The sequence below is a fragment of the Pokkaliibacter sp. MBI-7 genome (genome assembly GCF_029846635.1).
Classification (GTDB): domain Bacteria; phylum Pseudomonadota; class Gammaproteobacteria; order Pseudomonadales; family Balneatricaceae; genus Pokkaliibacter.
Genome location: NZ_JARVTG010000001.1, coordinates 435,281 through 449,876 on the forward strand (window position 1 = coordinate 435,281; position 14,596 = coordinate 449,876).

The 14,596-nt window shown below is 57.4% G+C and carries 9 protein-coding genes; 5 read left to right on the plus strand and 4 right to left on the minus strand.

Annotated elements, in window-relative coordinates:
* Positions 1-32 precede the first annotated feature (32 nt).
* Both QCD60_RS02135 and QCD60_RS02140 read left to right on the plus strand, forming a co-directional pair.
* On the plus strand, positions 33-1,244 hold the full coding sequence (locus tag QCD60_RS02135; protein ID WP_279781966.1) for an efflux RND transporter periplasmic adaptor subunit: 1,212 nt from the start codon (positions 33-35) through the stop codon (positions 1,242-1,244).
* A complete protein-coding gene (locus QCD60_RS02140) occupies positions 1,241-4,372 on the plus strand; it encodes an efflux RND transporter permease subunit (protein ID WP_279781968.1) in 3,132 nt (1,043 codons plus the stop codon). Before QCD60_RS02135 ends, QCD60_RS02140 begins: the two co-directional genes overlap by 4 nt.
* 97 nt (positions 4,373-4,469) lie before the next feature.
* Here QCD60_RS02140 and QCD60_RS02145 read toward each other — a convergent pair whose 3' ends face one another.
* The 3 genes from QCD60_RS02145 to QCD60_RS02155 all read right to left on the minus strand — a co-directional run bounded on the left by QCD60_RS02145 (position 4,470) and on the right by QCD60_RS02155 (position 8,501).
* A complete protein-coding gene (locus tag QCD60_RS02145; protein WP_279781970.1) occupies positions 4,470-4,919 on the minus strand; it encodes a hypothetical protein in 450 nt (149 codons plus the stop codon).
* A gap of 192 nt (positions 4,920-5,111) precedes the next feature.
* Positions 5,112-7,148: a phosphatidylserine/phosphatidylglycerophosphate/cardiolipin synthase family protein gene (locus QCD60_RS02150; RefSeq protein ID WP_279781972.1), complete on the minus strand. Its 2,037-nt coding sequence runs from the start codon at positions 7,146-7,148 to the stop codon at positions 5,112-5,114.
* Positions 7,149-7,397: 249 nt separating this feature from the next.
* Complete coding sequence (locus QCD60_RS02155) at positions 7,398-8,501, minus strand: hybrid-cluster NAD(P)-dependent oxidoreductase (RefSeq protein ID WP_279781974.1); 1,104 nt, start codon at positions 8,499-8,501, stop codon at positions 7,398-7,400.
* Positions 8,502-9,110: 609 nt separating this feature from the next.
* Here QCD60_RS02155 and QCD60_RS02160 point away from each other — a divergent pair.
* Complete coding sequence (locus QCD60_RS02160) at positions 9,111-10,418, plus strand: aromatic ring-hydroxylating dioxygenase subunit alpha (RefSeq protein WP_279781976.1); 1,308 nt, start codon at positions 9,111-9,113, stop codon at positions 10,416-10,418.
* 253 nt (positions 10,419-10,671) lie between these two features.
* On the opposite strand, the gene QCD60_RS02165 is transcribed toward QCD60_RS02160, so the two are convergent.
* Complete coding sequence (locus QCD60_RS02165; protein ID WP_279781978.1) at positions 10,672-10,959, minus strand: hypothetical protein; 288 nt, start codon at positions 10,957-10,959, stop codon at positions 10,672-10,674.
* 320 nt (positions 10,960-11,279) lie between these two features.
* On the opposite strand from QCD60_RS02165, the gene QCD60_RS02170 reads away from it, so the two are divergent.
* Positions 11,280-12,950 carry an alkaline phosphatase family protein gene (locus tag QCD60_RS02170; protein ID WP_279781980.1) on the plus strand — a complete coding sequence of 557 codons (1,671 nt, stop codon included), beginning with the start codon at positions 11,280-11,282 and terminating at the stop codon, positions 12,948-12,950.
* A 79-nt stretch (positions 12,951-13,029) separates the two neighbouring features.
* Entirely contained in the window at positions 13,030-14,448 is a 1,419-nt protein-coding gene (locus QCD60_RS02175) for a cytochrome c peroxidase (protein WP_279781982.1), read from the plus strand.
* Positions 14,449-14,596 lie beyond the last annotated feature (148 nt).

Below are 14,596 nucleotides of genomic sequence, written 5' to 3' on the forward strand. Positions count from 1 at the left end.
CTGACAGCCGTGCAAGAGACAAAGGCCGACCCATGAAAAAGGCAGTTTTTTGGATTCTGATCATCGTACTGGCGGCAGGAGGCTACCTCTATTACAGCCGTCAGCACACGAGCGCGCCCGCCACGGCAGGCCGACAAAGTGCGCCTCCTCCCGTGACCATCGCCAGGGTGGAGCTGAAAGACATGCCGCAGGAGTACAGCACCTTCAGCCATGTCGAAGCCTCCGCCAGCGTGGACATCTTCCCCCGTGTCGACGGCCAGCTGACCAGCATCCGCGTCAAGGATGGTCAGTACGTCAACAAGGGCGACCTGCTGTTCACCCTTGATGACCGCGCCCTGCAGGCTGAACTGGCACAGGCCAGAGCCAGCCTCGAACAGAATCAGGCGTCCCTGCGTGGCGCCAAAACCACGCTGGATCGCAAGAAAGCCATGTTTGCCCGTAAGGCCGCCAGTGAACAGGACGTTGAAGACGCCCAGACCAGCTACAACACTCTGCTGGCCAGTATTGATGCCAACAAGGCGGCCATCAGTCTGGCCCAGACCCAGCTGTCCTATACCCAGATCAGCTCACCACTGACTGGGCGTATCGGTAATATCAGCGTCGATGTCGGCAGTATTATCAAAACCTCTGCCACCACGGCGCTGGTATCCGTACGCCAGCTCGAACCAGTCAAGGTGCTGTTCTCTCTGCCGGAGCGTTACTTCAACCAGCTGCAGGCCGAGCTCAACAGCAAAGGCAGTGAGGTGCCGGTCAAACTGGTGCTCACCACCAGTCAGGGCGAGCAGAGCTTTACCGGCCATGTGGCCTATATCGATAACAATATCGATACCGCGTCAGGCACCCTGCCAGTCTATGCCGAGTTCGACAATCCTGATCACAAGCTGTGGCCCGGCCAGTTTGCCCAGGTCACCCTGCAACTGGGTGTCGACAAGGGCGCAACCGTGGTGCCAGAAACCGCCATCAAGGACGGTCCGGAAAGCCCCTATGTATTTATCCTCAATGCGGATGGCACGGTTACCCAGCGCAATGTCACCCTCAACCGCATCAGCTATGGTCAGGCCGTGGTCAGTGAAGGGCTGAAGGACGGTGAAAGTGTGATCACCACCGGCCAGCAGAACCTGCGCAATGGCATCAAGGTCAAGGTGGAAACACCCGACAGTGACAGCCATGCCACCGCCGACAGTACCCGCAAGCAGAGCAGCCACACCTCCTCCAGCAAGCAAGCCGAGGCCCCTGCCGCATGAATCTGTCAGAGCTGTGTATTCGCCGTCCGGTGATGACGGTCCTGCTGATGCTGACCTTTGTGGTGTTCGGCAGCTTTGCCTATCGCATGCTGCCAGTATCGGCACTGCCGCAGGTGGAATACCCGACCATTTCGGTATCAGCCTCGTTATCGGGTGCCAGCCCGGAAACCATGGCCGCTTCAGTGGCCACACCGCTGGAGAAAGAGTTCGCTACTATTTCCGGCGTCACCGCCATTACCTCTTCCAGCACGCAGGGTTCTACCCGTATTACGCTGGAATTTGACCTGTCCCGGGACATCGACTCTGCCGCCATGGATGTGCAGACCGCCATCAGTCAGGCGCAGCGCAGCCTGCCGGATGAGATGACTTCCACACCCCGCTATCGCAAGTCCAACCCGGCTGATCGCCCGGTGCTACTGATTGCACTGCGCTCCGATATTCTGCCCCTGACCCGGCTGGATGAGCTGGCCGAGGGGCTGGTGTCGGAGCGGCTGGCGACGCTGACCGGCATTTCCGAAGTGGATGTTTATGGCAGTCGCAAATACGCCGTGCGGGTCAAGGCAGACCCGCAGAAGCTGGCCGCCATGGGCCTCAGCCTGTCCGATCTGGAAAGCGCCATCTCCACCGCCAACTCCAACTCGCCGCTGGGCTCCGTCAGTGGCGATCAGACCAGCCTGACCATCGACGCCTCGGGCCAGCTGAAAAGTGCCGCTGAATTTGCCCGGGTGATCATCGCCAATGTCGATGGCAAGCCGGTGCGGCTGAGCGACGTGGCCGAAGTACGCGATGGCATCGAGAATGAAAAAGTCTCCAGCTCCTTTAACGGCAAGACCGCCATCGTGCTGGCCGTGCGCAAGCAGTCCAGCGCCAATACCCTGAAGGTGGTCGATGCGGTCAGAGCACAACTGCCGGTGCTGGAGAAAATGCTGCCAGCCGACGTAACGCTGATCCCCTTCAACGACGGTTCCGCCTCCATTCGCGAGTCAGTGCATGATGTGCAGCTGACCATGCTGTTCACCATGGTGCTGGTGGTGATGGTGATCTTCCTGTTCCTGCGTAATCTGGCCATGACCATCATCCCCGCAGTCACCCTGCCGATTGCGCTGATCGGCACCTTTGCCGGCATGTACCTGTTCGGCTTCAGTCTCGACAACCTGTCGCTGCTGGCGCTGACGCTGGCTGTCGGCTTTATCGTCGACGATGCCATCGTGGTGCTGGAAAACATCATGCGCCATATCGAAAACGGCGAGCATCCGTTCAAGGCCTCTATCCGCGGCGCCAGAGAGATCGGCTTTACTATCCTGTCGATGACGCTGTCGCTGGTGGCGGTGTTTATCCCGGTAATGTTCATGAGCGGGATTGTCGGGCGGATGTTCCATGAGTTCGCCATCGTCATGGCCATGGCCATCTTTATCTCCGGCTTTATCTCTCTGACCCTGACGCCAATGATGTGCAGCCGCCTCAAGGTGCGTCACAACGAACAGCATGGCCGGGTCTATCAGGCTATCGAGCGAGGTTTCGATGCCGTGCTGGCGGGCTATCGCAGCAGCCTCAAAGCCGTGCTGCGGGTGCGCCTGATCACCCTGCTGCTGACACTGGCGTCGGTCGGTATCTCGGTGTGGCTGTTCCAGATCGTGCCGAAGGGCTTCTTCCCCGAGGAGGATACCGGCCTGATCATCATGAGTACCGAAGCGCGTGAAGACGTGGCTTTCCCGGCCATGGTCAAGCTGCAGAATCAGGTGCTGGACCTCGTGCTCAAAGACCCTGCGGTGGCTACGGTAAACTCCAGTGTCGGCTCCGGCGGCCCCAATGACACCAGTAACGCCGGGCGGATGTTTATCGCGCTGAAGCCCCTGAAGGAGCGGGATGCTTCCGCCCGTCAGGTGATCAATCGCATTCGTCATCAAGCCAGAGATATTCCCGGCATCAACGTATTCATGGTGCCGATTCAAAACCTGCGTCTGGGCGGACGGGCATCCAAGAGCCAGTACCAGTACACCCTGCAGGGCAGTGATCTGGCGGAGCTGAATGCCGCCTCGCAGCGGCTGGAACAGAAGCTGGCGGCAATACCCCAGCTGACAGGTGTGACCAGTGACCTGCAGGTCACCAACCCACAGCTGCGAGTGGATATTGACCGCGACAAGGCATCCAGCCTCGGTGTTTCCGTCAGCGCGGCCCGCAGCCAGATCTACTCGGCCTACGGTACCCGCCAGATCGGCACGATTTACACCTCCACCGATGACTACGCCATCATTCTGGAGAGTGCCTACAACGAGAAAAACAGCCAGGCGTCTCTCGATGGCCTCTATGTGCCCGGCAGTAACGGTGCGCTGGTGCCACTGTCAGCCGTTGCCACCCTGCACCGTGATACCGGTCCGCTGACCGTCAATCACCAGTCATCGCTGCCCTCAGTGACACTATCCTTCGACCTTGCGCATGGCGTTGCCCTGAGTCAGGCGGTAACGCTGATTGATCAGGCACAGCAGCAGGCGGATATTCCGGCTTCCATCACCGGCAGTTTTGCCGGCACGGCGCAGGCTTTCCAGCAGTCACAGGGCGATCAGGTGATTCTGATCCTCAGCGCACTGTTCGTGATCTACGTGATCCTCGGCATCCTGTATGAGAGCTACTGGCACCCCATCACCATTCTGTCCGGCCTGCCCTCTGCCGCCATCGGCGCACTGGCGGTACTGCTGATGTTCAAAATGGATTTATCGGTGATCGCCATGATCGGTATCGTCATGCTGCTCGGTATCGTCAAGAAGAACGCCATCATGATGATCGACTTTGCGGTTGAACGGCGTAAGGATGGCCAGGTCAGCGCGGAAGACGCCATTGTCGAAGCCTGTATGCTGCGTTTCCGCCCGATCATGATGACCACACTGGCCGCCATGATGGGTGCCCTGCCCATCGCACTGGGGATCGGTGCCGGTGCCGAGCTGCGTCAGCCACTGGGTCTGACCGTGGTCGGTGGGCTGGTGGTGTCACAACTGCTGACGCTGTATATCACCCCGGTGATTTACATCTATCTGGATAAAGTGGCCGATCGCTTCAGTCACAAAGCCATGGATGATGAAGTGGCCGCCCATGAGCAGGCCCAGCAGCAACGTCTGTTAAGCGGGAAATAAACGGCGGGCACACCCGCGCAGAAAAACAAAAGCCGGAGGCAGTGATGCGCTCCGGCTTTTGTTTCTATAAGTGATGTTTGTAGCAGCGATCAGGCGGTTACAGTACAGGCCACTGCTGCACGGCACCGACCAGATAGGACACACCGAATACCAGACACAGAGAAGGCGCCCAGTAGTGGCCTGCTGCCAGCTTCTCGCCACTGCGTACCCAGCTGATCATGGCCAGCAGCGCACGGGCAATATAGACCACCGCGATCAGTACCAGACCAAACTTCAGCAGCGGCAAACGCTCAATCATGCCCACGGCAGAAAAGGCGTAACCCGCCCAGATCATCAGCAGCAGCGCAACAAAGGCAGAAATCAGGGTAGGCAGTGCATGGCCCCGTTCGGCCAGCCGGACCAGACGCTGGCTGGCACCGAAGAAGCGGTAACAGGATGGCCCACCCACCAGCATGGCAACGTTAGCCATGGCGGCGATCAGGCTGAGAATGCCTCCGGCGACGAGGAACAGATTCAGGCTCTGGGAGAGTTCCAGACTGGCTGACATGGTGTCATTCCTTTCTTCTTTGTTGTTATTGATCCTGCCGTTGACGGTCAGGTAAAGGTTATGGGGACACAGTATTGCTTGCTCACAGGGCAAGAGCAACTCAGGATAACGATAATCTGGAAAATTTATTCCAAGGAATAAGCAATACCGAAAATTCACCCGCATTTCATATCGGCTAAACGCGAGGAAATTCTACATTCGCGGTGCACGCTGAGCGGCCTGCCACAGCGGCGCAAAGGCTTTGTCCTGCAACGCAGCGGCGGACTGAGGATCAAACAACGCCACATTCGCCTCACCGGTAAAATGCCAGCTGGTTTTATCCATATTGCCTGAGCCGGTGATAGCCACCTTGTTGTCGATGATCATCAGCTTGGCGTGGCTGCCCACGGGCTGCAGCTCATTCATATCTTCCCAATCCTGCGCGCTCTGATACTGGTTGGGTAGCAGAGGCTCCAGACTGGAAAAATAGCGCAAATCGATATTTTCAGGATGTTTAGCCTGCTTCAGCAGATGCTGATAGGCCTGCGGATTACTGCGCCCGGTAACGCTGTTGTCCAGACGATCCCGGTTAGCAAACGAGGTCGTCAGAATCTCCACCTTGACCCCGCGGTCTGCCGCTTTGATCAGAGCTTTCTCCAGCGCAGGGGTATTAAAGTTGGGTGACAGAATCTGGATCCGCTCACGAGCATGGCGCACCGCCGCCAGAATGGCCTGATCCTGCGGGTTATCAACACGAGTATTGAGCGGATTGATATTGGGCTGCTTGGTTAATACCGCCATTTCCCCTCCCTCTGAGTCCCAGGCAATACTATTAGCAGGCGCCTGAGCAGACAATGCATGAGTGGGCAACCGCGGGTTACTGGCCTTATTCCAGGAGAAGACAAAGTCCTCTCGCAAACCCTTGGCAGCGGGTCCGGCCAGAGTAATACCCACGTCAAAAAACTTGACGACATCGCGTCCATGCTCAGCCGGATGATTGCGCTCCTGCACATTGGCGCCGGTCAGTGCCGCATGCCTACCGTCGACCACCAGCGTTTTACTGTGCAGTGAGTTGATCAGCTGGTGCTTGTAAGTACGCACCTCAAAATCAAATTTGTGCAACAGCTGCTCATGGCGCGGATCAGCATTGCTCTGATCCAGCCCCAGCAGCACTCGCGGATTGGCAATGTCCGGCTTGACTGCCTCCGGCCACATCTTTTTAAAGGCTACGTCACCCAGCTCATCCACCAGAATCCGCACCTTGATGGGCTGACCATCGGCACCGCTCACCTTACTCAGGGGATCCGCTCCCAGGTGTGTTGCAGCCAGATCATGCAGGGCATTCAGCAACATATTGGCGCCTTTGGAATTGGGCTCCCACTGAAAGGTTTGCAGCAATACCTCCTGTTTCGCTGCCCGGATCATATCGGCCTGCGCCTTGAAAATATTGTCGCCACCGAGGTCAATGGAGTTGAACATATTCCCCTTGGAGTAGATGTTCTCAGCGCTGACCGTACCGTTTTTAGCAGCGCCCTTCGCCGCCTTCAGCATCGGGTCGCGCAGATAGGCCACCGGGTCGGCTGCCGTTGCCGCAGAGCTGTCGGCGACGGCGGCTGCCTCCCACACAGAACCAAACAGATTCTCACTGTCTGCGCGGATCTGCTGCTCACGCAACCCCGCTGGTGGAGGCGGTCTCACCGCTGGCGTTGTGGGTCTGGCTGGTTCGTCTGCCGTTGTGGCGGTGGCCTGTGCAGGTATTGTGGTGACGGCGGGCATAGCCGCCAATGTGTGCGTCTCTGCCACTGCCTGTGTTTGCCGGGGTGCAGGGGTAATATGCAAGGCCCGTTTAAACGCGCCCCAGCTTTTACCCAGTCGCGATTTTTTACCTTTATTCCCCTTAATACCCTCAGGTTTGTCGGGCTGATCTGCCGATGGCGCCGCGAACTCATCCCGGGTCTGGGCAAACAATTCACCCAGCGTTGGCTTACCACTGCGCTCTCGCACTGCCGGTGGTTCGGTCTGACGCTCCTGTAATAGCAACTGTGCCAGCGTCACCCGGGGCGGCTGAGTGTGCCCGGCAGAATGGGGAGAGCCCGGAGGAGATATATCGCCCTGTGCGGCAGGGTGACTGTGCTCGGGGCTGCCGACCGACGAGGCCACAGAGGGAGTCGCCGGCCCGATTTCGCTCTGTGACTGGCCCTGCTCATCATGCAGCGTAACCGTCAGCCCTGAATGGCCCCCGACCTTCATCACCACGCGCCTCAGCTATTTACTGAACATCATTCTGTGAATGGGTGGCAATGAGAGAGGTGAGGTTCCGCACAGGCGGGTGCGCGCAAAACGAAAAGGACAACGGAAAAGATCCATGGAAAAGGAGACAGGAGAAAAGAGATAGGCGGGGAGGATGGCGAGAGTGTTACTGCAAACTCCTGTGCTTAGTCTGCAGCAACGTCCATCCTCCCCTGTTCGTTGGCCGCACAGGGGAAAGTCGCGTCGTGATCAGTAATCAATCACCACGTCAGATTTGGGTATGCTGCAGCAGGTCAGGATATTGCCGTCTTCAATGTCTTCATCGGTGATGCCGCCGTTGTGGCTCATCTCCACCTCGCCCTTGAGCTTCTCCAGCATGCAGGTGCCGCAGATACCCATACCGCAGGCCTTGGGAATATGCAGACCGAGTTTCGATGCGGCAGCGTGAATAGTCTCCCCCGGTGCCAGACGGATGCTCTTGCCGGTCTGGGCAAACTCCACGGTAAACCACTCAGAGCTGTCGACTTCACCATCGGCTTCCTGTGCCTGTTTGGCCTGCTCGATGGCATCTTCCTTGACCTCGGTCGGCGTCGCACCGAACGACTCTTCGTGATAGCGCTTCATGTCGAAGCCACACTGCTGCAGGATGCGCTTGATGGCATTCATGTAGGGCGTCGGGCCGCAGCAGAAGATTTCGCGGTCCATAAAGTCCGGCGCAATCATGTTCATCATGGCTTCGGTCAGATAACCACGGTAGCCAGACCAGCTTTCGCCGATGTCATAACGCTCACAGATCAGATGCAGGCCGAAGTTCTTCACCCGCGAGGCCATATGCTCCAGCTCGCGGTGGTAAATGATGTCACGCGGGGAGCGGGCACTGTGCACAAACACCATATCGGTGCTGGCATTGGTGTCGAACAGCCAGCGCGCCATGGACATCACCGGCGTGATCCCTACTCCGCCCGACAGGAACAGCACTTTGTCAGAGGGAAAGTCGATGATATTAAACAGCCCCACCGGGCCATGCACCGGCAACTCATCACCTTCTTTCAGATTGTCATGCAGCCAGTTGGAGACTTTGCCGCCGGGTACGCGTTTGACGGTGATGGAAAAGCTGTACGGAATCGAAGGCGAACTGGAAATAGTGTAGGAGCGCATGATCGGCAAACCGTCGATCTCAAGCTCCAGCGTGACGAACTGGCCGGGTTTGAAGAAGAAAAACAGCGGCTGGTCTGCCATAAAGCAGAAAGTGCGCACATCCCAGGTTTCCTGAATGATCTTCACGCAGCGCACCAGATGGCGGCCATTGGCCCACATCTGGGTATTCAGGGGAGATAAGAATTCGTTGCTCATGGTCTTGCTCACTCTGCGCTAAGCCGCTTATAGCCTTCTGTCATCACTTGGAGAAAGCCTGCTGATTACAAGCAGGCTGCCGACGAAGGCTTTGCTGTACCGACATGACCTGTCCATCACAGGTTGAACAGTCATATCGCTATGGTGATCAGTCACCATCATGTTGTTGAGCCGATTGTGGTCGCACCCTCGCTCCGGCATTTAGCTGATAACGACATGAATTTATCCACCGTCTCCAATTCCACAGCAGGCGTGGGCAGGGCTGGTCGCAAAGTATCGAATCCGATGTCGTTTATAGCTAACTCACCACCAGTGCGCTCACGCACAATGCGATCAACAGACTGTGACCGCTGCAATGAGAGCACGTCCACACCGCCACCTCGAAAGAGTGGAAATGACCCTGTCGCCAGACGCGTGGTAACAACCGCGTCATGAACTGCGACGGTGTCGTGAGAATAGTGGAAACGACCGCGTCGCAAGGCCGCAACCCGGTCGTCCCCCACAGAGCACATCCTCGTGAACAGGGCTCTCAAAGCCAGGGGAGCAGCTCAGGTCTGGAACCGTGAAGAGATGCATTGATGCCCACAATGGGCGACGAGGATTAACCAAATGAACCCGGATATGAAGCTGCTGGATAACGTCTGCGACCAGACCTCCTCACGTGAGGAAATGGCCGAACAACTGCAGACCCGTGACCGTTTTCTCTCTCTGCCGCAGCCTTTCTACAACAGCCCGGCTTTCTTCAAGCACGACATGGAAGAGGTCTTCTACAAAGAGTGGATCATGGCCGGTGTGGTCAGTGAGATCCCCAAAAAGGGCAACTACTTCACCATCCAGATCGGTGACAACCCGATCATGATCGTGCGCGGTGCCGAAGGCAAAGTCGAAGCTTTCTACAACGTCTGCCGCCACCGTGGTTCACGTATCTGCACCCAGCACCGCGGCAAGACTGCCAAACTGGTCTGCCCTTACCACAAATGGACTTACGAACTTGACGGCAAGCTGCTGTACGCAGGCAGTGAAATGGGCGACGGCTTCGACATGGCCAAATTCGCTCTGAAGAAAGTCCACGTTCGTACCGGTGGCGGCTTTATCTTTATCTGTCTGGCTGACGAGCCACCCGCGTTTGATGCCTTCCTGGCAACACTGGATGAATATCTGGAACCCTACGACATGGAAAACACCAAAGTCGCGGTGGAAACTCATATCGTCGAGAAGTGCAACTGGAAACTGGTTATCGAGAACAACCGCGAGTGCTACCACTGCGACGGCTCACACCCCGAACTGCTGCGTACCCTGCTGGAATGGGACGACACCAACGACCCCCGTGCTGATCAGGCCTTCAAGGATCACGTCGCCCGTAAAGAAGCCGAGTGGGAAGACGAAAAGATCCCCTATCACCACGTTTCTGCCGGTCTGCGCAACCGTATCGTGCGTATGCCACTGGCTGAAGGCACCGTGTCCATGACCATGGACGGCAAATCCGGCAGCACCAAACTGATGGGCCGCATCAAGAACCCAGACCTGGGATCCATGCGCATCCTGCACCTGCCCAACTCCTGGAACCACTGCATGGGTGACCACCTGATCACCTTCCGCGTGCTGCCACTGGGCCCACAGGAAACACTGGTTACCACCAAGTGGCTGGTGCACAAGGATGCCATTGAAGGTGTCGATTACGATCCGGAAAACCTGCGTAAAGTGTGGGATGCCACCAACGATCAGGACCGTGTACTGGCAGAAGAAAACCAGCAGGGCATCAACTCCAGAGCTTACGAGCCCGGCCCCTACTCCAAGACCTATGAGTTCGGTGTTATCAACTTTGTTGACTGGTACTGCGAGCGCGTGCTGGACAACATGGGCAAGGAAGTACCCGAGAAGTATCGCCGTCTGAGCAACGTCGATCTGGAAAGCTAATCTGCTGTTTAGTTAAAACAAACAGGGCGCCTTAATGGCGCCCTGTTTGTTTTGGTGGTTTATTCATGTTTTATGTGACCCGCTTTTTTCTGAATTTCTCACAAATAACCGCAGTGTTATCTGCTGTTTAAAAAGAAGGCCAGTAGTGAATTTTTGCTTTGAATACCAAGGGTAAAAGCCTTTTCTTTAGATTATAGAATTCAATATAGTCAGCCTCGCTGCCCAGATGGGGAGATTCGCGTGGACGAATCTATCAGACCTGTGCAGCAAGGCCTTTTTTGACTAGCTCGAAAGCTTCTTTCACCTTCGGTGATACTTCTTCAAGTGCGAGTTTGTTTTGCTCCACCTGGTGCCAATCTACCGATTGTCTCAGCCTCTCTAGGCGAAAGATCTCTTTTCCATAGTGTTCAATCTTGGCAACATCATTCTCACCAAGTTTTTGTTGTTGAATGCTGTACACCATGTAGCCAATCAGACTGCCGTACCCATCTTTCAAGCTCTCAAAGACAGATAACGCTTCTTCATGCTCCTGACCTTCCATAATGACACCTCCGTACCCTGATTAACTTTACTGCAGCTCAATATTGCTATGATCGACTTTGTTAATGGTATGGATACCCCGCACCTTCCTCCCCTTCACGTACACCTTGTGCACCCTTGTCGACAAAACCGTCATCAATTCATCAGAAATCCGCAGCTTTTGCGGAAAGAAAAATGATCCCGCCCTGATGCCTCCGGCTGACACTCAACAGACACCGAAGTGTCATTTTTCTCTCCCATGATCGCCTCGCTTAACCCAGAGCGGTCCTGAAACCGCCGCCTAATAAGACCCAAACCTCCTTAACCGTGAGGAAGCCGATCATGTTCCGTCCCTCTGCCATCGCTCTGGCGATTGCCTCTGCCACACTGGCCAGCAGCAGCTTCGCCGCCAGCACCCGCCACCCCACTGCTGACAGCATCAGCACAGCGACGCCGATCAAGCATGTGGTGGTGATCTATAACGAGAACGTCTCCTTCGATCACTACTTTGGCACCTACCCCGAGGCCACCAACCCGGCCGGTGAACCGCCGTTCAAAGCTGCCGCCAATACGCCCAGGGTGAACAATCTGGCCACCGCCGGCGTGCTGCAGAACAACCCCAACCTCAGCAACAAAGACAATGGCGCTGACGCCGCTGACCCTTTCCGCCTCGATCGCACACAGGCCAACACCGCTGATCAGAATCACGCCTACACCGCAGAACAGCAGGCCTACAATGCAGGCAAGGCTGACCTGTTCCCCAAATTTACCGGACGCGGCAGCAATGGCAGCGTCGGTGCCTTCGGCACCCGTGGTCAGGTGATGGGCTACTTTGATGGCAACACCGTCACCTCCCTGTGGAATTACGCTCAGCGCTTTGCCATGAGTGATAACGCCTACACCGACACCTTCGGCCCCTCTACCCCCGGCGCGCTGGAAGCGGTCTCCGGCCAGACCGACGGCATGCAGATCGTGCAAAGCTCCAAGCATTCCTACTACGTCGATGACGGTCAGGGCGGCTACACCATGATCAATGACGTCGACCCCGCCACGGACGTCTGCTCCAAAGCCACCGATCAGGTATGGATGACCGGTAAAAACATCGGTGACCTGCTTAACGCCCGCACTATTTCCTGGGGCAGCTTTATGGGTGGCTTCGATCTGGATCAGGTTAATGCCAACGGCAGTAAGGGCTGCCAGCGCAGTACCTATTCCACCGTGGTCAACAGCACCGTAACCGATTACATCCCGCACCACGCCTGGTTCCAGTATTACCAGTCCACCTCCAACCCCAGCCACGCCCATCCGTCAGCGGTCGCGGCCATCGGTTATTCCACCACAATGGACGGCAAAAGCCGGGAACCGGCTAACCACGAGTACGACATCAACGCCTTCTATCAGGCGATTAAAGCCGGTAACTACCCGGCGGTTTCCTTCCTTAAGGCGCCTGCGTTTGAAGATGGCCATGCGGGCTATTCCGATCCGCTCGATGAACAGCAGTTCACCACACAGGTCATCAACTTCCTGCAGCAGCAGGCTGACTGGAAAAACACCGCTGTGATCGTGGCCTGGGATGACTCTGATGGCTGGTATGACCACGCCTATGCCGACACCACCCACGCCTCCTACGACAAAGAAGCCGATCAGCTCAACGGCGCGGGTGTCTGCGGTAGCGGTGATGCCCCGGCAGGCTTGAAAGGCAAGCCGGTCAATGGCCGCTGCGGCCCCGGCACGCGCATTCCGTTTCTGGTGATTTCGCCCTACGCCAAGCACAACTTCGTCAGCCACACCGCCATTTCTCAGGCCTCCATCGTGCGCTTTATCGAAGACAACTGGCTGAAAGGTGAACGTATCGGTGGCGGCTCCTTCGATGCCAGCGCTGGCAGCATCATGGATCTGTTTGATTTCAAACATGCTGACGGTACGCCGCTGTTCCTTGACCCTTACTATGGCACCCCCGCCAATGCGCCGGTCGCGATGAACAAGGCGCCCGTCACCCCGCACACCCTCTGATCGCCCAGCGGCCCAGAGCACATCGGCCAGCCCTCAGCGGGGCTGGCCTTTCGTTATTGTGAGATTCGGAACCTTCGTCATGCTGCCCTTCACCGCCCAGTCAGGCTTTTACCGGCGCCGCCAGCAACTGCTCACAGCGTTCATGGCCGTTATGATCATCGTGGTTTTCGCGCTGGTGATGGTGACGACCAGCCCGGTGCCCTGGTCGCTCTGGTGGCAATCGCCCCGGCAGGCCTATGTGCTGACGCAGGGCGATAACCCCTTTCCGCAGCATCTGACGCTGCCTGCTGCGCAGCCGCTGTCGGCCATGGCACAGCTGGGCAAGCAGCTGTTCTTTGACCCCAGCTTGTCCGGCTCCGGTCAGCTGTCGTGTGCCAGCTGCCACAGCCCTGCTCATGCTTATGGCCCGGCCACTGACGATGCCGTGGTCAAAGGCGGTATAGCGATGCAACAACGCGGCTTTCGGGCCGTCCCCTCGCTGGCTTACCTGTATCGCCAGCCACTGTTCAGTATCGGCCCGGATCTGGAAGGGGATGACGATCAGGTGATGACCCTGCAGCAGCAGGCAGAACAGGCCACGACCAGTGACCGCGCGGTGAAAAGTGCCGACAGTACCGCCCTGTCCGCCAGCAATCTGGTGCCGATGGGCGGTCTGTTCTGGGATGGACGGGTCGATACCCTGCAACAGCAGGCCAGCGGGCCGCTGTTCAATCCGGTGGAAATGGCTGCCCAGTCACCCGCTACCGTCGCCCGGGCACTGCAGCAGGCCAGCTATGCTGATCGTTTCCGCGCGCTGTTCGGCGCGCATATCTTCGACAATCCGCAGCAGACCGTGGCGGAAGCGATGTTTGCGCTGGCACGCTATCAGACCGAAGACCCGAGCTTTCATGCGTTTACCAGCCAGTACGATGCCTGGCTGCAGGGCAATGCCCGGATGACGCCCGCGCAGATTCGCGGCTATCTGGCGTTCAATGATCCGAAGCAGGGCAACTGCGCCGCCTGTCATCTGGATAAGCCCGGCAAGGATGGCCTGCCGCCGCTGTTGACTGACTTTCAGTACGAAGCGCTGGGCGTGCCGCGCAATGCCGCCATTCCGGCCAATGCCAACCCGGCCTTCCATGATCTGGGGCTGTGTGGCCCGTTCCGCGCCGACCTGCAACAGCAGACCCAGTACTGCGGCATGTTCCTCACGCCCAGTCTGCGTAACAGCGCCACTCGCCGGGTGTTCTTCCATAACGGCGTATTCCACACCCTCGAACAGGTGCTGAACTGGTACGTCAACCGTGACCTGCATCCCAGCCAGTTCTATGCCACGGGCGCGGATGGCAAGGCGATCATCTATGACGACCTGCCCCGGCAGTATGTCAACAATGTCGATGTCAGCGATGCACCGCTGGATCGTCATCCCGGTGACCACCCGGCCCTCAACGACGAGCAGATCAAGGATGTAGTGGCCTTCCTTGGCACCCTGAGTGATGGTTACACGGCCGCCCAGTGACAGCAAAAAGCGCTCGCGCCATTGCTTTACGTCCAGCCAACCAATAAGGACAACCGCGACCCAGACTGGTTTTGACCGGCGAGCCTCTGCCCGGGCGCACGTTGCAACAGGCAAAAGCTATTCGACAGGCAAAAAGCTATCCAACAGT

Coding starts and splice junctions, on each gene's coding strand:
- QCD60_RS02135 (WP_279781966.1), top strand. CDS start 33: ATGAAAAAGGCAGTTTTTTGGATTCTGATCATCGTACTGGCGGCAGGA.
- QCD60_RS02140 (WP_279781968.1), top strand. CDS start 1,241: ATGAATCTGTCAGAGCTGTGTATTCGCCGTCCGGTGATGACGGTCCTG.
- QCD60_RS02145 (WP_279781970.1), bottom strand. CDS start 4,919: ATGTCAGCCAGTCTGGAACTCTCCCAGAGCCTGAATCTGTTCCTCGTC.
- QCD60_RS02150 (WP_279781972.1), bottom strand. CDS start 7,148: ATGAAGGTCGGGGGCCATTCAGGGCTGACGGTTACGCTGCATGATGAG.
- QCD60_RS02155 (WP_279781974.1), bottom strand. CDS start 8,501: ATGAGCAACGAATTCTTATCTCCCCTGAATACCCAGATGTGGGCCAAT.
- QCD60_RS02160 (WP_279781976.1), top strand. CDS start 9,111: ATGAACCCGGATATGAAGCTGCTGGATAACGTCTGCGACCAGACCTCC.
- QCD60_RS02165 (WP_279781978.1), bottom strand. CDS start 10,959: ATGGAAGGTCAGGAGCATGAAGAAGCGTTATCTGTCTTTGAGAGCTTG.
- QCD60_RS02170 (WP_279781980.1), top strand. CDS start 11,280: ATGTTCCGTCCCTCTGCCATCGCTCTGGCGATTGCCTCTGCCACACTG.
- QCD60_RS02175 (WP_279781982.1), top strand. CDS start 13,030: ATGCTGCCCTTCACCGCCCAGTCAGGCTTTTACCGGCGCCGCCAGCAA.